General features: G+C 68.5%; 17 protein-coding genes. 7 read left to right on the forward strand and 10 right to left on the reverse strand.

Annotation, left to right across the window (positions count from 1 at the left end; all coding sequences use genetic code 11):
- Positions 1-54 precede the first annotated feature (54 nt).
- The 8 genes from EV659_RS05325 to EV659_RS05360 form a co-directional block, all read right to left on the reverse strand.
- Positions 55-1,428, reverse strand: coding sequence for an AmpG family muropeptide MFS transporter (locus tag EV659_RS05325; RefSeq protein ID WP_132707826.1), 1,374 nt, complete (start codon positions 1,426-1,428; stop codon positions 55-57).
- Between the two features lie 202 nt (positions 1,429-1,630).
- Positions 1,631-2,083: a YtoQ family protein gene (locus EV659_RS05330; RefSeq protein WP_132707827.1), complete on the reverse strand. Its 453-nt coding sequence runs from the start codon at positions 2,081-2,083 to the stop codon at positions 1,631-1,633.
- A gap of 4 nt (positions 2,084-2,087) precedes the next feature.
- A complete protein-coding gene (locus tag EV659_RS05335; protein ID WP_132707828.1) occupies positions 2,088-3,302 on the reverse strand; it encodes an argininosuccinate synthase in 1,215 nt (404 codons plus the stop codon).
- Positions 3,303-3,533: 231 nt separating this feature from the next.
- The gene (gene rlmN / locus EV659_RS05340) at positions 3,534-4,712 is read right to left on the reverse strand and encodes a dual-specificity RNA methyltransferase RlmN (RefSeq protein ID WP_132707829.1); all 1,179 of its coding nucleotides are present in this window, start codon (positions 4,710-4,712) and stop codon (positions 3,534-3,536) included.
- A 289-nt stretch (positions 4,713-5,001) separates the two neighbouring features.
- Positions 5,002-5,688 (reverse strand): uracil phosphoribosyltransferase, encoded by a 687-nt coding sequence (upp, locus tag EV659_RS05345; RefSeq protein ID WP_132707830.1) that lies wholly within the window; start codon positions 5,686-5,688, stop codon positions 5,002-5,004.
- Between the two features lie 112 nt (positions 5,689-5,800).
- A complete protein-coding gene (locus EV659_RS05350) occupies positions 5,801-8,470 on the reverse strand; it encodes a cation-translocating P-type ATPase (RefSeq protein WP_132707831.1) in 2,670 nt (889 codons plus the stop codon).
- Between the two features lie 73 nt (positions 8,471-8,543).
- Entirely contained in the window at positions 8,544-9,119 is a 576-nt protein-coding gene (locus EV659_RS05355; protein WP_132707832.1) for an invasion associated locus B family protein, read from the reverse strand.
- Positions 9,116-9,751, reverse strand: coding sequence for an RNA methyltransferase (locus EV659_RS05360; RefSeq protein ID WP_132707833.1), 636 nt, complete (start codon positions 9,749-9,751; stop codon positions 9,116-9,118). The genes EV659_RS05355 and EV659_RS05360 overlap by 4 nt, the downstream gene beginning before the upstream one ends.
- Before the next feature lie 159 nt (positions 9,752-9,910).
- Between EV659_RS05360 and EV659_RS05365 the strand changes: the two genes are divergently transcribed.
- Positions 9,911-10,606: a CoA transferase subunit A gene (locus tag EV659_RS05365; RefSeq protein ID WP_132708034.1), complete on the forward strand. Its 696-nt coding sequence runs from the start codon at positions 9,911-9,913 to the stop codon at positions 10,604-10,606.
- 73 nt (positions 10,607-10,679) lie between these two features.
- Positions 10,680-11,306: a 3-oxoacid CoA-transferase subunit B gene (locus EV659_RS05370; protein WP_132707834.1), complete on the forward strand. Its 627-nt coding sequence runs from the start codon at positions 10,680-10,682 to the stop codon at positions 11,304-11,306.
- A 309-nt stretch (positions 11,307-11,615) separates the two neighbouring features.
- Here EV659_RS05370 and ubiB read toward each other — a convergent pair whose 3' ends face one another.
- Both ubiB and ubiE read right to left on the reverse strand, forming a co-directional pair.
- Positions 11,616-13,163, reverse strand: a complete 1,548-nt coding sequence (gene ubiB / locus EV659_RS05375; RefSeq protein WP_132707835.1) for a 2-polyprenylphenol 6-hydroxylase — start codon at positions 13,161-13,163, stop codon at positions 11,616-11,618.
- Positions 13,164-13,182: 19 nt separating this feature from the next.
- The gene (ubiE, locus tag EV659_RS05380) at positions 13,183-13,935 is read right to left on the reverse strand and encodes a bifunctional demethylmenaquinone methyltransferase/2-methoxy-6-polyprenyl-1,4-benzoquinol methylase UbiE (RefSeq protein ID WP_132707836.1); all 753 of its coding nucleotides are present in this window, start codon (positions 13,933-13,935) and stop codon (positions 13,183-13,185) included.
- Between the two features lie 55 nt (positions 13,936-13,990).
- Here ubiE and mutM point away from each other — a divergent pair, with 55 nt between their 5' ends.
- The 5 genes from mutM to dnaA all read left to right on the forward strand — a co-directional run bounded on the left by mutM (position 13,991) and on the right by dnaA (position 18,780).
- Positions 13,991-14,824 (forward strand): bifunctional DNA-formamidopyrimidine glycosylase/DNA-(apurinic or apyrimidinic site) lyase, encoded by an 834-nt coding sequence (gene mutM / locus EV659_RS05385; protein WP_132707837.1) that lies wholly within the window; start codon positions 13,991-13,993, stop codon positions 14,822-14,824.
- Between the two features lie 98 nt (positions 14,825-14,922).
- Positions 14,923-15,207 carry a hypothetical protein gene (locus EV659_RS05390; protein WP_132707838.1) on the forward strand — a complete coding sequence of 95 codons (285 nt, stop codon included), beginning with the start codon at positions 14,923-14,925 and terminating at the stop codon, positions 15,205-15,207.
- A 301-nt stretch (positions 15,208-15,508) separates the two neighbouring features.
- Positions 15,509-16,285 (forward strand): enoyl-CoA hydratase, encoded by a 777-nt coding sequence (locus EV659_RS05395; protein WP_132707839.1) that lies wholly within the window; start codon positions 15,509-15,511, stop codon positions 16,283-16,285.
- A 168-nt stretch (positions 16,286-16,453) separates the two neighbouring features.
- Positions 16,454-16,723, forward strand: a complete 270-nt coding sequence (rpsT, locus tag EV659_RS05400) for a 30S ribosomal protein S20 (protein WP_132707840.1) — start codon at positions 16,454-16,456, stop codon at positions 16,721-16,723.
- A 539-nt stretch (positions 16,724-17,262) separates the two neighbouring features.
- Positions 17,263-18,780, forward strand: a complete 1,518-nt coding sequence (gene dnaA, locus EV659_RS05405; RefSeq protein WP_132707841.1) for a chromosomal replication initiator protein DnaA — start codon at positions 17,263-17,265, stop codon at positions 18,778-18,780.
- The last annotated feature ends 6 nt before the right edge of the window (positions 18,781-18,786 follow it).

Consider the following 18,786-nt stretch of genomic DNA (forward strand, 5'->3'; position numbering starts at 1 on the left):
CGGCGATTGCAACACGCCGGCCTTAGCCCCAAGTCGGCACGGGAAGCGGCGGCGTCAAGTGGCCGCCGATTGAGAGCGCGACGCCTCGGGCTCCACCTGAAGCCCACGACGCCACAGCCATATCAATAGCCCAAGCCCCGGCAGGGCGACAACCGTTGTGATCACATAAAAGGCGGGCCAGCCAACCGCTTCGACCAGATAGCCCGACGGCGCGGCCAGGAAATTGCGTGCCGTCGTGGCCAGCGCCGACAGCAAGGCATAATGGGTCGCCGTGTAGGCCAGATTACACAACCCCGACAGATAGGCCACGAACACGCTCAAGCCGATGCCGGTGGCGAAATTCTCGAAGCCCACAGCCACCGCCAGCATCGCCGGCACGTCGCCCGCCAGCGCCAGGACCGCGAACAACAGGTTGGTCGCCATCATCAACACGCCGGTGACCAGAAGCGCGCGGAACAGTCCCAGCACCTTGACCGCGCCGCCGCCGAGCGCAGTGCCCAGCAACAAGGCCCAAAAGCCCACCAGCTTGTTGGCCCAGATATAGTCGGCGTCGGAAAAGCCCAACTCGACCACCAGCGGCGACAGCATCACCTGGCCCATGGCGTCGCCGAGCTTGTAGATCAGCACGAACGCCAGGATCGCCCAGGCATAGGGCCGGGCGAGAAACTCCTGAAACGGCGCCACCACGGTGGCGTAGAGCCAAGCCAAGATGCGCGCCTGGCGCTTCGGCGTTTCGGTGCGTCGGGCGAGCCAGGCGCGCGCCCGGCCTTCGGCGGCGTCGGCCTCGTGGGTGTCGTGGCGCGCGGGCTCGCCCAGGGCCCAGGCGGCCCCGGCGCCGACCAGCACCAACAGCGCCATGGCGTAATAGGTGACCTGCCAGCCGACGGCGATCTGCAACGCCACGGCGCCGGCGCCGGCGATCAGATTGCCGGTGCGGTAGCCGAAGATCAGCATCGCCGCGCCCTGGCCCTGGTCGTCGAGCGCCAGGGTTTCGATTCGGAACGCGTCGATGACGATGTCCTGGCTCGCCGAGGCCAGGGCGACGGCGAAGGCGCACACCGCCATCAGCCCCAGGTCGTGCGCCGGGTCGCCGCTGCCGAGGCCCAGGATCGCCAGCACCAGCAGCGCTTGCGTGGCGAACAGCCAGGCCCGGCGCTGGCCGACCCGCTTGGCAAGCCAGGGCAGGGGCACCCGGTCGATCATCGGCGCCCACAGGAATTTCAGCGAATAGGGGATCAACAGCGCCGAGAACAGCCCGACCTCGCCCTTGGACACGCCCTCCTTGGACAGCCAGTAGGTCAGCGTCGCCAGGATCAGGGTCAAGGGAAAGCCCGACGACAGCCCCAGGCAGAACACGCCGATCAGGCGCGGGCGCAGATAGCCTGTTAGACCGGCGAGCCAGCGCGGTGCGGGCTGGGGTGCAGGCATTGGCGGCCTTCCTCCTTGGCTGTGCCGGGTGGCGTGTCAGGGCGTCGCCGCCGGTCGCTCAGCCCGCGCCCCACGCCGCCAAAAGCCGCGCGAAAGGCTGGTCGCGGGCGGCCGGGGCCCGAAGGGAGCGACGCGCCGTGTCCCCTCCCCAAACACCCACGAGCCCGGCCGGGCCCGTGGGGTGGGGTGAGGGCCGGGGCCCCTAGAGCGTGCCGTCGATGACGTATTTCAGCAGCCGCACCACCTCGGCCGGGGTTTCCGCGACCGCAAGGGCGGCGGCGTCCACCTCCTTGAGTGCGTGGCGATGCTCGGCCGGGTGGATGACCACCAGGGGCGTGCCCAGGGCGGCGGCATAGCCGGCGTCGAAGGCGGCGTTCCATTGCTTGTACTTGTCGCCGAAGCGCACCACCACGATGTCGGCTTGTTCGATCAGCGTGCGGGTGCGAATGGCGTTGAGCTTGGCGCCCTTGTGGTCGTGCCAGAACGGATCGTCCTCGCGGCCCAGGATCTCGACGCCGCAATCGTCCGACGCGCCATGATCGGTCACCGGCGCGGTGAACTCGACCGCGAGACCGGCGGCCTCGGCGCCTTGCTGGATTTCCTCGCGCCAGTCGGTGTGAATCTCGCCCGACAGATAGACGGTCCAGAAGGTCATCGGCTCAGCCTCCCTGTTGTTGCCGGTTCCACAGCTTGAGCCGCAGGGCGTTGAGCTTGATGAAGCCCTGGGCGTCGCGCTGGTCGTAGACGCTGTCTTCCTCGAACGTCACATGCTCTTGCGAATAGAGGCTGTGGGGCGACCGTCGGCCGACGATGCTGACCGAGCCCTTGTAGAGCTTGAGCCGCACGGTGCCGGTGACGAAGCGCTGGCTGTGGTCGATGGCGGCTTGCAGCATCTCGCGTTCGGGGCTGAACCACAGGCCGTTGTAGATCAATTCGGCGTAGCGCGGCATCAACTCGTCCTTGAGGTGGGCCGCACCCCGGTCGAGGGTGATCTGCTCCATGCCCCGGTGCGCGGCGAGCAGCACGGTGCCGCCCGGCGTCTCATAGATGCCGCGCGACTTCATGCCGACGAAGCGGTTTTCCACCAGGTCGAGCCGGCCGATGCCGTTGGCGCCGCCCAACTCGTTGAGCCGGGTCAGCAACGCTGCCGGGCTCAGCGCCTCGCCGTCGATGGCGACCGCGTCGCCGCGCTCGAACGCCACCTCGATATAGGTCGGCTGGTCGGGCGCCGCCTCGGGCGCCACCGAGCGCGAATAGACATATTCGGGTGCTTCCTCGGCCGGATCTTCAAGCACCTTGCCCTCGGCCGAGGTGTGCAGCAGGTTGGCGTCGACCGAGAACGGCGCCTCGCCGCGCTTGTCCTTGGCGATCGGGATCTGGTTGGCCTCGGCGAAGGCGAGCAGCTTTTCGCGGCTGTTGAGGTCCCATTCCCGCCACGGCGCGATCACCTGGATCGACGGGTCGCAGGCATAATAGCCCAACTCGAAGCGCACCTGGTCATTGCCCTTGCCGGTGGCGCCGTGGGCGACCGCGTCGGCACCGGTGGCGTGGGCGATTTCGATCTGGCGCTTGGCGATCAACGGCCGGGCGATCGAGGTGCCGAGCAGATAAAGCCCCTCGTAAAGCGCGTTGGCGCGCATCATCGGGAACACATAGTCGGCGACGAACGGTTCGCGCAGGTCCTCGACGACGATCTCGGCCGCGCCCATCATCTCGGCCTTTCGTCGTGCGGGCTCCAACTCCTCGCCCTGGCCCAGGTCGGCGGTGAAGGTGACCACCTCACAGCCATATTCGCTCTTGAGCCATTTCAGGATGATCGAGGTGTCGAGCCCGCCGGAATAGGCGAGGACGACCTTCTTGGGCGCCGCTGACATGGGGCACGGTCCTTTCCGAAAACAAAACCAACAAAGCCCGGCGCGATGGGCTCGAACACCGGGCTTCTTTGCTGTAGCGGGCGCAAGGGCGCCGCTTCAAGGCCGAACTGGGGCGATCTGAGGCCAATGCCGGCGATCGCCACGCCCGGACGCGGCCGGCGCGGTGGGGGTGGCGGCGCGCCGCCGGCCCCGATGACGGCTGGGAAGGGGGGCAGGCCTCGGCGATGCGTCTTACCAGATCGGCTCGGCCATCTGGACGTTTTCCAGCAGCTTGCCGCTGGCGCTGCGCTTCTGGCTGGCCGATTTGAGCTGGCCGCAGGCGGCCATGATGTCCTCGCCCCGGGTGCCGCGGATCGGCGCCGAGATGCCCGCTTCATAGACGATGTCGGAGAAGCGCTTGATCCGCTCGCGGCTCGAACAGGCGTAGGGCGCCTGGGGCCAGGGGTTGAACGGGATCAGATTGACCTTGGCCGGCAGGTCGTAATGGCGCAACAGGCGGACCAGTTCGTGCGCCGCCTCGTCCGAGTCGTTGATGTCCTTGAGCATCACATATTCGAAGGTGATGCGCCGGGCATTGTGGGCGCCGGGATAGTCGGCGCACGCCGCCAGCAAGTCCTCGATCGGGTATTTCTTGTTGATCGGCATGATCTTGCTGCGCATCTCGTTGCTCACGCCGTGCAGCGACACCGCCAGATTGACGCCGATCTCGGCGCCGCAGCGGCGCATCTCGGGGATCACGCCCGAAGTCGACAGGGTGATCCGCCGGCGCGACATCTGGATGCCCTGTTCGTCCATGACGATCTGCAGGGCCTTCTTGACATTGTCGAAGTTATAAAGCGGTTCGCCCATGCCCATCATGACGATGTTGGTGACCCGGCGGCCCTCGGTCGAGGTCGGCCATTCGCCCAGATCGTCGCGCGCCACCATCACCTGGGCGACGATTTCGCCGGCGGTCAGGTTGCGCACGAAGCGCTGGGTGCCGGTGTGGCAGAACCGGCAGGTGAGCATGCAGCCCACCTGCGACGAGACGCACAAGGTGCCGCGATCCTCGTCGGGGATGTAGACCGCCTCGGCCTCGTGACCGTCGGCGAAGCGCAGCAGGTATTTGCGCGTGCCGTCGGTGGAATAGAGCGCTTGCGACACCTCGGGCCGCGAGATGCGGAACCGTTGGGCGAGCATCTCGCGCACCGGCTTGGCGATGTTGGCCATCGCGGCGAAGTCGGTGACGCCGCGGTGATAGACCCAGTGCCAGACCTGTTTCGCGCGCATGCGGGCGTCGCGGTCGGCGAGCCCGGCGTCGAGCAGCGCCTGCTTCAACTCGGGGCGGGTGAGGCCGAGGATATCGCGGCGCGGGTCGGCGTCGGGCTTGCGCTCGGCCACCACGGGATCGATGGCACCGGGGATCTGCATGGGCGGTCTCTCTTTCCTGTGGGGCGCGCCGTGGGTGTGTGCGCGTCCTGGTCCTATGCGGCGGGCCTGTTTGGTGCGCGGCCTGGTTTTGCGGGCGCGTCGGGGGCGCGCACCAGCACCGCGCGGCTTTCCCGCAGCGTGCGTTGCGCCCGGTTCGCAGCACCGGTCGCGCGGGCGCGGCCGGGCGGTTCGCGCCGCCGCTGCCGCCCCGCCTCCTTTAGCGATTCGCGGCGGATTTGGAAAGGGGGACCGGATCGGTCCGGTTGGCCCTTCGGTTGCGACCTGGCGGCTATTTGGTGCCGTAGAGCCGGTCGCCGGCGTCGCCGAGGCCGGGCAGGATATAGCCCCGGTCGTCCAGGTCGCGGTCGAGGGCGGCGGTGACGATCTCCACGTCCGGGTGCGCGCGGCCCAGCGTCTCGACCCCCTGCGGCGCGGCGAGCAGGCAGACGAAGCGCAAATCCTTGGCGCCCGCCGCCTTGAGCCGGGTGATCGCATGGGCGGCGGAGTTGCCGGTCGCCAGCATCGGGTCGAGCACATAGACCCGGCGTTGTTCCAGGTCCTTGGGCACCTTGAACAGATATTCCGTCGGTTGCAGCGTGGTGTCGTCGCGCACCAGGCCCACATGGCCGACCCGCGCCGAGGGCACCAGTTCCAGCATGGCGCCCATCAGCCCGTCGCCGGCGCGCAGGATCGACACGAAGCACAGCTTCTTGCCGGTCAGCACGGGCATTTGGGCGGTTTCCATGGGCGTGGCCACCGGCCGGTCTTCAAGCGGCAGGTCGCGCATCGCCTCATAGCCCAGGAACAGCGTGATCTCGCGCAGCAGGTGGCGAAAGCTGTTGGTCGGGCAGGTGGCGTCGCGCATCAGCGACAGCTTGTGGCGCACCAGCGGGTGCTGCACCAGGGTGACGTTAGCCGGCGTCTCGGGCGGCGTCTCTGCCGGCGTCGGCGTGGGCGTGGCGGTGTGATCGGGCATGGGGCGCGGGCCTTTCGCTGGGGGCTCGGCAAAACATGGCGCCCCGCTTAGCTCAAGCCGCCGTCCACGCCAAGGGGCGCTGTTGGCGACACGCGCCGCGCGCCAAGGGCGGTCAGCGCGCCGCCCGGCGGTCGCGCCGCCGGACGGTCCATTTGTGCGCTTCCTCGACCACGAACAGGATCGACGCCACGCCCAGCAGCAACAGCCATTCGCGCGGCGTCACCGGCTGGAGTTGCAGCACGTCGCTGATCACCGGCAGGTGCAGGGCGGCGATGTGGATGATCTGGGCCAATGGCACGGCGCAGATCAGGAACGGGTTGGCGAAGAACGGGATGCGCAGCAGCGAACGGCGTTCCGAGCGGCTGTTGAGCGCGTGGATGTTGCCGAACAGCACCATCTGCATGAGCACCAGGTTGCGCGCCTCGGCCTCGGGGATGCCGATGTGCAGCACATACCAATAGACCGCGAAGGCCAGGCCGCCCATCACCGTGCCGGTCAGCAGCACATGCTCGATGATGTGGCGCTCGAAGATCGGTTCGCTGGGCCGGCGCGGCCGGGCGTCCAGTTCGCCGCCCTCCTTGGGCTCGAACGCCAGCGCCACGTCCTGCAGGCCGTTGGCCACCAGGTTGAGCCACAACAGCTGCACGGCGATCATCGGCATGGGCAGGGCGGGCCCGAAGAAGCCGGCGAGCGCGGTCAGGAAGAACAGCAACAGCGCGGAAAAGCCGGTGGCGATCAACAGCGCGATCACCTTGCGGATATTGTTGTAGACGATGCGGCCCTGTTCGATGCCGTCGACGATCGAGGCGAAATTGTCGTCGGTGATGATCAGGTCGGCGGTCTCGCGCGCCACGTCGGTGCCGCGCTTGCCCATGGCGATGCCCACATTAGCGGCACCCATGGCCGGGGCGTCGTTGACGCCGTCGCCGGTGACGCCGACGAAATGGCCGCCGCGCATCAGGCTGGTGACGATCTGTTCCTTCTGCTGCGGCTCGATGCGGGCGAACACCCGGGCCGGACGGATCAGCGCGTCGGCGGCGTCGGCGCCCTGGGCGGTGGCGGCGCGGATGTCGGTGCCGGTGACCACCGGGTCGTCGGGGCCGCACAGGCCCAACTCGGCGGCGATGGCGCGCGCGGTCGCCGGATGGTCGCCGGTGACCATGGCCACCTCGATGCCGCCGGCCCGGCAGCGCGCCACCGCGTCCTTGGCCTCGGGGCGGATCGGGTCGATCATGGCGACCAGGCCCAGGAAGGTCATGTCGGCCAGCGCCTCGGCGCTGTCGGCCTGGCGCCGGGCCAGCGCCAGCACCCGATAACCCTGGCGCCCCAGGCTCTCGAACTCTGCCTGGATCGCGGCGGCGTCGAGGGCCACCGGCGTGCCGCTGGCGTCGATCATTTGCGTGCAGCAGGCGAGCATCTTCTCGGGGCTGCCCTTGACGTAGAGCCAGGTGGTGTCGCCGTCGCGGTTGAGCGAGCCCGAATAGGCGTTTTCCGATTCATACGGGATCATGTCGAGCCGGCGCTGGCGCTCGTTGATGTCGCTGATCGACAGGCCGAGCTTCTTGGCCAGCACCAGGAACGCCACGTCGACGATGTCGCCGCTCGAGTCCCATTCGCCGCCGGCATAGTCGAGCTGGCTTTCGTTGGCGAGCACGCCGGTGATCGCCAGGTCGCGCAGCCGGTCGGTGTTGCCATTGCCGTCGATGGCGCCGCCGGGCGACACGCCCTCGCCCGACACGTCGAAGCGGCTGCCGTCGGGCAGCACCACCTTGCGGATGGTCAACTCGTTGACGGTCAGCGTGCCGGTCTTGTCGGAACAGATGAACGTGCACGAGCCCAAGGCCTCGACCGCGATCAGCTTGCGGATGATCACATTGTGCGCCGCCATGCGCCGCATGCCGATGGCCAGCGCCACCGTCAGCGCGGCCGGCAGGCCCTCGGGGATCGTCGACACCGCCAGGCCGATGGCCATCAAGATCATGCCCTCGGCGTCATAGCCGCCGCTCATCAGCATCATGGCGACCAGCAGCACGATGGCGACGAAGATCGCCGCCGCCACCTTGTAGGTGAATTTGCGGATGCGAATCATCAGCGGCGGTTCGGAGGTGCGCGGTGCGCTCAGCCGGCCGGCGATCTTGCCCAGTTCGGTGTCGAGCGCGGTGGCGGTGACCAGCCCGCGCGCCCGACCGTGGGTCATGATGGTGCCGGCGAACAGTTGGTTCTGCCGGTCGCCCAAGGGAGCGTCGTCGGCGACCATGGCCTGGGCGTTCTTGGTGGTGGCCAGGCTTTCACCGGTGAGCATGCTTTCGTCGGCCGCCACCGACTGGCTGTGCACCAGCCGGATATCGGCCGGCACCTTGTCGCCCGACGCCAGCATCACTAGGTCGCCGGGCACCAATTCTTCGATATCGACGGTCTTGGGCGCGCCGTCGCGGATCACCTTCGCCGTGCCCTTGACCATCTTGCGCAAGGCGGCGGCGGCGCGCGTGGCCGATACCTCCTGGATCGTGCCGATCACCGCGTTGAGCAGCAGGACGGCGACGATGAACACGCCGCTCGACATCTGGCCGAGCAGGAACGACACCGCCGCCGCGATCACCAGGATGTAGATGAACGGGCTTCGGAACTGGCGGAAGAACAGCGCCAGCGGCCCGGGCAGCGGCGGTTCGGGCAAGCGGTTGGGGCCATGTCGAGCCAGGGCGTCGGCAGCGGCGACGCTGGTCAGGCCCTCGTTCCGGGTCGCGGGCGCTGCTGCGCGGTTCAGGCCTTCCTGGCTGTCCATGGCGTCGCTTTCCTGTGGCGCTGTTTGACTCTTATATTGCAGCGCACACTAGCCGGTTCAAGCGACGGCCGCGTTACATGCCGCAGGCGTCCGAGATCGCGTTGTGCGCTGCGGTGAAGCCGCTCAGCGAATAGGTGTCGGTGGTCCGGGTGCCGCGGCTCGACGTGCCGGTGACCACCAGCTTGAGCCCGCGCTTCATGGCCTGGACCATCTTCGAATCGGCCTTGGCGTCATAGTTCCAGGCGCCGTCGCCCTGGGTGAACATCTCGAAGCTGGTCTTGCCGTCGATGGTGGCGCGCACGGTGGAGCCGTCCTTGAGCGGATAGCCCACATCGATGTTCACCTCGTCGCGGATTTTCAGCGACGGCTTGTGGCTGACCAGGATGTAGATGTCGCCGCGGGTGACGTTCTTGCGGCTGGCCTGCCATTTGTCCGGCTGCGAGACCATGAAACAGACCTTGGAGCCGTCGGAATAGAGCGCGCGCATGGCGTCCCAGTCCTTGTAGGAGCCGAGCAGGTGCTTTTGCTTCACCGACTGGGCCTCAGCCGCCGGCGCCGGCGTCATCAGCGCCACGCCCAACGCCGCCGCCATGGCGGCGACGCCTGCGCGCCAAGCCCTGGGAAACCGCCGCGAAGTCGCTGTCGTCATGCCTGTCCTCGTTGTTGCTTGCGTTGCTTGGGCCGCCCGTGGACGTGCGCGGGCAGCGGCTCGGCCGGACCGCCGGGCATCAAGGGGCGCTCGGCGAAGCGGCCGTGGGCGATCAGCCGGTCGTACATCACGATCGCGCCGGCGGTCGCCACGTTGAGCGAAAATTGGGTCGGAATCTTGATCACATGGTCGCAGCGGGCGAGCAACGCCGGGCTCAGGTCGACCCGCTCGGAGCCCAGGATATAGGCTGCCTTGGGCGGGTGATGAAAGCTCGGCATGGCGACCGCGTCGTCGGTGATCTCGACGCCCACTAACCGGCAGCCGCGCGGTAGCACCAGGGCGTCGAGGCTGTCATATTCGTAATAGGGTACGGTGTCGGCGACCCGGCTGGTATCGGCGAAGCGCTTGGCCTGGTCTGCCGGCAGCGGGTTGCGCCCGGCCCGGGCGCCGGCGGCCTCGTGGTCGTCGGCATTGGCGCGGTTGGCCGGGATGGGGGCGGCTTGGGGGGGCTTGTAGTCCGGCCGGATCGCGAACGCGAAGGCGGCGCCGAAGCCATGGGCGGTGCGGATCAGATTGCCCATATTGCCGGCCTTGGACACGCCGTCGATCCCGATTGCGAAATAGCCGCGCATGACACTCCTTCCCCGACCAAAGCATGGCGCGTGCGCGCGCCCGGCTCTCTCTTAACGCCGCAGCGCGCGCGCGCCAAGGCCGCCGCTGCCGGTTGACGGGGTCGGTTGCCCGTGCCACTTCCCAAGGCCAGAACAAGCCATGGAGGGTTTGGGAGCATGGTGAACAAAGTCTATGCCTCGGCGGCCGAGGCGCTCGACGGGTTGCTGGTCGACGGGATGACGGTGATGGCTGGCGGCTTCGGCCTGTGCGGTATCCCCGAATTGTGCATCGCCGCCATGCACGACAAGGGCGTGCGCGACCTGACCGTGATCTCGAACAATTGCGGCGTCGACGATTTCGGCCTCGGCATCCTGCTCCAGGCGCGCCAGATCAAGAAGATGGTCAGCTCCTATGTGGGCGAGAACAAGGAGTTCGAGCGCCAGTATCTCAATGGCGAGCTCGACTTGGAGTTCAACCCCCAGGGCACGCTGGCCGAGCGCATCCGCGCCGGCGGCGCCGGCATCCCCGGCTTCTACACCAAAACGGGCGTCGGCACGCTGGTCGCCGAGGGCAAGGAACACAAGGACTTCGACGGCGAAACCTATATCCTGGAGCGCGGGCTGACCGCCGACCTGGCGATCGTCAAGGCGTGGAAGGGCGACACCGACGGCAATCTGGTGTTTCGCAAGACGGCGCGGAATTTCAACCCGGAGATGGCCACCGCCGCCCGGGTGACGGTGGTGGAAGTGGAGGAACTGGTCGAGGTCGGCGAACTCGACCCCGACGGCATCCACACGCCGGGCATCTTCGTCCACCGCATCGTCCAGGGCGCGCACGAAAAGCGCATCGAAAAGCGCACCCTGCGCGAGGACTGAGCCCGGGCGCCGAGCCCGCACCCCGATCGAGAGGCTGAGGGCGCCCGTTCGGGCGTCGAGATGGAGGGACCCAATGCCCTGGACACGCGAACAGATGGCCGCGCGCGCGGCCGAGGAACTGGAAGACGGCTTCTACGTCAATCTCGGCATCGGCATTCCGACCCTGGTGGCCAATTACATCCCCGCCGACAAGGATGTGACCCTGCAGTCCGAAAACGGTATGCTCGGCATGGGACCGTTTCCCACCGAGGCCGAGGTCGACCCCGACCTGATCAATGCGGGCAAGCAGACGATCACCCAGATCAAGCGGTCGAGCTATTTCTCGTCGGCCGACAGCTTCGCGATGATCCGCGGCGGCCACATCGACCTGTCGATCCTCGGCGCCATGGAAGTGGCCGAGAATGGCGACATCGCCAACTGGATGATCCCGGGCAAGATGGTCAAGGGCATGGGCGGCGCTATGGACCTGGTGGCCGGCGTCAAGCGCGTGGTGGTGGTCATGGACCACACCAACAAGGCCGGCGAGCCCAAGCTGCTGAAGCGGTGCACCCTGCCGCTCACCGGCACCGGCGTGGTCGACCGCATCGTGACCAATCTGGGCGTGCTCGACGTGGTCGAGGGCGGCCTGAAGATCGTCGAATGCGCGCCCGAGGTGCGGGAAGCGGACATCCGCGCCGCCACCGAGGCCGCCATCGTCTGACCGGCTGTCGGTCGGTCCAGCCCGGCAATGGCGCCATAGGCCGCGTCGGGGCGACACCCGCCCCGTCATGGCGAGCGCCAGCGACGCCATCCATGGTCGCTCGCCCCGGGCCCTGGTGTCGCCGGGTATGCGCCGGCGGCGGCGGGGAGACCGCCGCCCTGGTCGGTGCGTGTTGGCATCGTCGGTTGGATGGCTTCGCTGGCGCTCGCCATGACGAGGGGGTGCGGCCGGCCGGGGCCTTGGTGGGGCTGTAGCGGCAGCGCGGGTGGAGACGTGGCCGGCCCGCCCGCGCCGTCGCGCGGGTCTTGGTCAGCTCAGCAACAGCACGATGAGCGCGCCGACCAGGGCGCCGATCACCCCGGCGGTCATCGGATGCGGGCGGTCGGGGCCCTTGAGGGCTGCCAGACTGCGCGGGTCGATGGGCAGGCCGTCGCGCTCGGCGCGTTCGAGCAGCCGGGCGCCGGCGCGCGCCAGGTCGGGCAGGCGGCCGATCGAGCGCCCGGCCTCGATCAGCGTGTCGGCGGCCTGGGCTTCAAGCCCGTATTGATCGCGGATCCAGCTTTCGATCACCGGCCGGCTCGACGCCCACAGATTGACCCGCGGGTCGAGCGTCGAGGCCAGGCCCTCGACCATCACCATGCTGCGCTGGAGCATCAGCAGTTGCGGCTGGGTCTCCATGTCGAACGCGGCGGTGGTGGCGAACAGTTGCGCCAGCATGTCGCCGGCGGAGATTTCTTCCACCGGTCGGTCGTGCACCGGTTCGGCGATGGCGCGCAGGGCCATGGCGAAATCGGCCACCGAGCGGTCGCCGGGCACATAGCCGGCCTTGAAGTGGCTCTTGGCCGCGCGCATGTAGTCGCGCTCCTGGAACGCCCACAGGATCTCGGCCAGATAAAGCGCCGACTCGCGGTCGAGCCGGCCCATGATGCCGAAATCGAGCGCCACCAGCGTGCCGTCGGCTTCGACCAGGAAATTGCCCTGGTGCAGGTCGGCGTGGAAATAGCCGTCGCGCATCGCCTGCTTGAGGAAGATCTGCACCACCCGTTCGGCCAGCGCGTGGCGGTCATGGCCGCGGGCGTCGAGGGTCGCCATGTCCGACAGCGGCGTGCCGTCGATCCACTCCATGGTCATCACCCGGCGGGCGGTGCGGTGCCAATCGATCTCGGGCACCCGATAGTGCGGTTCGCCGAGCATGGTCTCGCGCAGTTCCGACGCCGCGGCGGCTTCGAGGCGCAGGTCCAACTCGCGCTCGACGCCTTCGCGCAGGGTCTCGACCACGTCGGTGGCGCGCAGCCGGCGCGCCTCGGGGCTCAGCCGCTCGGCCCATTTGGCGGCCCAGGCGAAGGCGTCCAGGTCGCGGGCGAATTGCGTGCGGATGCCCGGCCGCGCCACTTTGACCGCCACGTCGCGGCCGTCGGCGGTGCGCGCCTTGTGGACCTGGGCGATCGACGCGGCGGCCACCGCGCGGTCGTCGAAGCGCGGGAACAGGCTGTCCACCGGCTGGCCCAGATCCTCTTCGATCACCTTGCGCGCCGCCTCGCCCGAGAACGGCGGCAGCCGGTCCTGCAGGGCGCCCAACTCCACCGCCAGGCCGGGGCCGACGATGTCGGGCCGGGTCGCCAGGGTCTGGCCCAGTTTCACATAGGCCGGCCCGAGCGCGTGGAGCGCGGCGACCAGGCGCTTGCCCTCGTCGGCCTCGTCGTCGCGGCCGGGGGCCGGCAGGGCGGCGAGCGACACCAACAGGCGCGCGGGCCAAGGCAGGGGCCCTAAGCGGCGAACGGCGAACCAGGCGCCGTGGCGCTTGAGCACCCACAGGACACGGGCGAAGCGGGCGGCGTGGCGCAGGGCGGCGAGCATCGTCGGCGCGGCTCCCTCGTTAAAGCTTGCGGCCGGAATGCAGCGCCACCACCCCGCCGGTCATGCGCCGGTAGCGCGCATGGGCGAAGCCGGCGTCGCGCATCATGCCGGCGAACTGGTCGGGGCCGGGGAACTGGCGGATCGATTCGACCAGATACTGGTAGCTCTCCCGGTCGCCGGCGATCATCTGGCCGATGCGCGGGATCACCGCGAAGGAATAGCGCTCGTAAAGCCGGTCGAGCGGCTTGATCGCCAGCTGCGAGAATTCCAGGCACAAGAAGCGCCCGCCGGGCTTGAGCACGCGCCGGGCTTCGCGCAGGGCGGCCATCCGGTCGGTGACGTTGCGGATGCCGAAGGCGATGGTATAGGCGTTGAAGCTGGCGTCGGGAAACGGCAGCGTCTCGGCATTGGCGGTCACCCAGTCCAGGTCGAGCCCGCGCTTGTCGGCGCGCCGCCGGCCCTCGGCCAACATCGCTTCGTTGATGTCGGACACGGTGATCTGGGCGCCGGGGGCGGCATTGGCGATGCGAAAGGCGATGTCGCCGGTGCCGCCGGCCACGTCCAGGAAGGTTTCGTGGGCGTGCGGGCGCAGGGTGTGGATCAGCGAATCTTTCCACAACCGGTGGGTGCCCGCCGACATCAAGTCGTTCATCAAGTCGTAGCGGCCGGCGACCGAATCGAAGACATTGCGCACCAAGCCCTGCTTTTCGGTGCGGGCCACGGTGCGGAAGCCGAAATCGATGGTCTGGCCTGGGTCTTTGGTCTGCGTCATTGTGCGATTTCCTTGGATCGGGCCGCGACCCTAGCCCAACGAAGCCGGACTTGCCATGCCCGAACTCCCCGAAGTTGAAACCGTGCGGCGCGGCTTGATGCCGCTTCTGACCGGCCGGCGACTGGTCCGCGTCGAGGCGCGCCGGCCCGACCTGCGCTTTCCCTTGCCCGCCGATTTCGCCGAGCGCCTGACCGGGTGCCGCGTCGCCGCCATCGACCGGCGCTCGAAGTATCTGTTGATCCGCACCGAAGGCGGTCCGGTGCTGCTGGTCCATCTGGGCATGTCGGGCCGGTTCGTCAGCGGCCCGCACAACCAGGTGCCGCCGCCCGGCCGCCACGATCATCTGCTGTTCGACACCGACGACGGTACCCGGCTTCTGTTCCACGACCCGCGCCGCTTCGGCATGGCCGATCTGGTGGCGCCTGCGGACCTGCCCGCCCACCGCCTGATCGCCGGATTGGGGCCCGAGCCCCTCGGCCCCGACTTCACCGTCGCGGCGCTGGCCGCCGGGCTCGCCGGCCGGCGCGCGCCCATGAAGGCGGCGTTGCTCGACCAGCGGCTGGTCGCCGGGCTCGGCAATATCTATGTGTGCGAGGCGCTGTTTCGTGCCGGTATCTCGCCGCGTCGGCGGGCGGGCAATGTGGCGGCGGCGCGGGTGCGCCGGCTTCATGGCGCCATCCGCGCGGTGCTCGAAGACGCGATCGCCAGCGGCGGGTCGAGCCTGCGCGACTTCGTCCGCATCAATGGCGAGTTGGGCTATTTCCAGCATCGGTTCGATGTTTATGGCCGGGCCGGTGAGCCCTGCCGCGTTGACGGCTGCGGCGCCACGGTCCAGCGTATCGTCCAGTCCAACCGATCGAGCTTCTATTGCCCGCGATGCCAACACTGACCCGCACCCTATGCCTTTGTCTCGTCCTTTCCTGGTCGTCGGCCGCGACTGCGGCGGCCGGGACCGCGCCGCCGCCGGCCGCCGAGGCGACGGCGTTCGTGGCCGGCCTGCCCGACGTGCCGCGGATGCCCGGGCTGGCCGAGGCCGCCGACGCGCGGCTGGTCTTCGACACGCCCGAGGGCGCGATCCTGGCCGCCACCCTGGTCGGCGAGCCGGGCGCCGACGCGGTGCGGCGGTTCTACCGGCGCACCCTGCCGACGCTCGGCTGGCAGCGCGCCGGGGCCGACCGCTACGCCCGCGACGGCCAGTGTCTGACGCTCGATATCGATCGGGCCGAGGGCGTGACGCGTCTGGTGGTCTCGGTCCAGCCCTGCGACGGCTGAGCATGGCTTGGCCCCCTTGGGCATGGGGGCGCGTTGCCGGCGCTGGGGCGCCCATTTCGGCGCCGTCGGCCGTCCGGGTAAGCCGCCGTCGGGGCGCCGGCAGCGGCGCATTTGCGGCGGCGTTCGGGGTCGCGGCGCCGGGGTTGGAGCGAAAATGGGTTTAAATCGCGGGGAGGCGGCGATATGGAAGGCCGCTGTCACGGCGGCTCCGGCCGGCCGGTGGCCGCTCATGCCCCAAGCCTTGGGCGGCCGGCCGCCCAAGGCGCGCCGGACCAGCGAATGAACGGTCGGGAGAGGCCTTATGTCTTACGAAACCCTGGTGTTCGAGAAGCGCGACGCGGTGGCCATCGTCACCCTCAACCGCCCGGACGCCTATAATGCGCTCAACGCGCAGATGATGACCGAACTGACCCATGCGTTGCGCGCCATCGAGGCCGACGACGAGATCGGCTGCACCATCATCACCGGCAGCCAGAAGGCGTTCGCCGCCGGGGCGGACATCAAGGAGATGGCGTCCAAGTCCTACATGGACGTGTTCATGGCGGACTTCATCACCGCCAATTGGGAAGAGGCGTCGCGCACGCGCAAGCCGTTGATCGCTGCGGTGGCGGGCTATGCGCTCGGCGGCGGCTGCGAGCTGGCGATGATGTGCGATATCATCATCGCGGCCGAAAACGCCAAGTTCGGCCAGCCGGAAATCAAGCTCGGGGTGATCCCGGGCGCCGGCGGCACCCAGCGCCTGACCCGCGCGGTCGGCAAGGCCAAGGCCATGGACATGGTGCTGACCGGCCGGCGCATCGACGCCGAGGAGGCCGAACGCGCCGGTTTGGTGGCGCGAGTCGTCCCCACCGAGGAATTGCTCGACGAGGCCCTGAAGACCGCCGAGACCATCGCTGAACTGTCGCGCCCGGCGGTGATGCTGGCCAAGGAATCGGTCGATCGGGCCTATGAGACCACGCTGGCCGAGGGCATCCGGTTCGAGCGTCGGGTGTTCCACTCGCTGTTCGCCACCGAGGACCAGAAGGAAGGCATGGCGGCGTTCGTCGAAAAGCGGTCGCCGCAGTTCAAGAATCGCTGAAGCCGGCGGCCGGCGGCGCCCAACGGCCCTTTGAGGGCGGTTGACCGGCGTCTCGGCCGATGATAGAGACACGGCTTCTTTTTGCACAGGCGCGGCCGGCTGCGTGCGGCCGGCCTCGGCCCGCTTGTCCCGTGCGGGCGTCAGTCAGGTAAATGAGGAACAGACCCCATGGCGAATACGCCCCAGGCACGCAAGCGCGTGCGCCAGAATGAAATCCGTCGCCAGCGCAATCACGCGCGGATGAGCCGGATTCGCACCTTCGTCAAGCAGGTGGAAACCGCCATCGCCTCGGGCGACAAGGCGTCGGCCGAAACCGCCCTGCGCGAAGCCCAGCCGGAAATCATGACCGGCGTGTCCAAGGGTGTGATGCACAAGAATACCGCGTCGCGGAAGGTGTCGCGCCTGGCCCGGCGCGTGCGCGACATGGTGCCGGCGTAGTAAAGCAGCCGGTCCGCCGGTTTCGGCTGGCCTGAGTCGCCTCCACAGACCCGTTTTTGACACCCGCGCTCCCGCTTGCCGGGGGTGCGGGCGTTTGCGTTTTCGGGCGCCCGGCGCCGGGGGGCGCCCGGCACCCTGCGTCGCGCAGATTTTGGGGGTTTGTGCCGTCCGTCCACCATTTCTTGAGTCCAGCGGATTCTTTCCGCGAGGGGTCTTGCGGGGGCTCGCGGGCCACGATACTGTCATGGCCCACGTGCAGATGGGCCGTGTGCAAGTGGAGCTGGGGAGATTAGTGATTTGGATTTTAGCTTTTCCCAATCATTAATACGCTCGCGACCGCCCGTCTTCTTCGGGTTTCTTTAGTCAAATCATCCTCTTCTTATTGAAGTGGGGCATGCCGGTCCTGCCGGCGGCGGGTTTTGTTGTGGCTTTTGTCGTCGCCTGAGGTGTCGGCAGAACCGTGCCTCGTGGCGGGGCGCGCGGTCTAGGCGGTGCAGGCGGCGATGTCGGATCAGGTCAGGCGGTCGGGGGACAACGACATGGAGGAACGGGCAGAGGTGGCGCACGACGACCCGCGGCAGCAGAGCCGGGCCCGGCAACCGGGCGGGGCTGTGTCGGCGCCCGCCTGGCAGAATGCGTGCGCCTATCTGCGCCGCGAGGTCGGCGAGGACGTGTTCAAAAGCTGGTTTGAGACGCTCGAATTCGCCGGCATCGAGGGCGACACGGCGGTGTTGCACGTGTCGACCCGGTTCAATCGCGACTGGCTGCGCGACAATTTCGGTGACCGGCTGCGCAGCGCGCTCAATTATGCCGGCTTCAAGGTGGCCCGCGTCCGGCTCGATCTGGCCGCCGGGCGACCAGCGGCCGCCGCCGCGCCTCACGCCCCACCCCCGGCGCCAACGCCAGCGCCGGCCCACCCCCAAGCCGGTGCCGCGTCGGCGGCATCCGCCGCGCCGGCGCGCAGCGGCCCGGCCAGCGTAGGGCAGGCGGCGGCCTCGGTGGCGCGCCAGGCCGGGCCGTCGACCGGCGCCGGCGAGGCGGTGCTCGAACCGCGCTACACCTTCGACCGGTTCGTGGTCGGCAAGTCCAACGAGCTGGCCTATGCCGCCGCCAGCCGGGTCGCCGACGCCGGCGAGGTGCCGTTCAACCCGCTGTTTCTTCACGGCGGCGTCGGCCTGGGCAAGACCCACCTGATGCATGCCATCGCCTGGGCGGTGCGCCAGCGCTCGCCCGAAAAGCGGGTCATGTACCTGTCGGCCGAGCGCTTCATGCTGCAGTTCATCCACGCCATGCGCCACCAGGATTCGGTGCGCTTCAAGGAGCAGTTCCAGAAGATCGACCTGCTGATGATCGACGACGTGCAGTTCATCGCCCACAAGGACCGCACCCAGGAAGAATTCTTCCACACCTTCAACGCCCTGGTCGACAACCGCCGGCAGGTGGTGATCTCCGCCGACCGCTCGCCCACCGACCTCGAAGGGATCGAGGAGCGGATCATTTCGCGCCTCGGCTGGGGCCTGGTCGCCGACATTCACCCGACCGACTACGAACTGCGCCTGGGCATCCTGCAATCGAAGGCGGAAAAGGCCGCCCACGTCACCTTCCCCGACGATGTGCTGGATTTCCTGGCCTATCGGATCACGTCCAACGTGCGCGAGCTTGAAGGCGCGTTCAACCGGGTGCTGGCCTATGCCGAGCTGGTCGGCCGGCCGGTCAGCCGCGACATGGCGCGCGAGGTGTTGCAGGATCTGCTGCGCGCCAACGACCGCAAGGTGTCGATCGAGGACATCCAGAAGGCGGTCGCCGACTATTACAATCTGCGCCTGACCGAGATGCTGTCGCAGCGCCGCGCGCGCACCATCGCCCGGCCGCGCCAGGTGGCCATGTATCTGTCGAAGCAGTTGACCAGCCGGTCGCTGCCCGAGATCGGCCGCAAATTCGCCGGCCGCGACCACACCACGGTCATGCACGCGGTCAAGACGATCGAGAATCTGCGCCAGACCGACAGCGCCATCGAAGACGATATCAACCGCCTGACCCGCGCCCTGATGGGCTGAGGCGCC

It is taken from the genome of Rhodothalassium salexigens DSM 2132 (assembly GCF_004341375.1).
GTDB lineage: Bacteria > Pseudomonadota > Alphaproteobacteria > Sphingomonadales > Rhodothalassiaceae > Rhodothalassium > Rhodothalassium salexigens.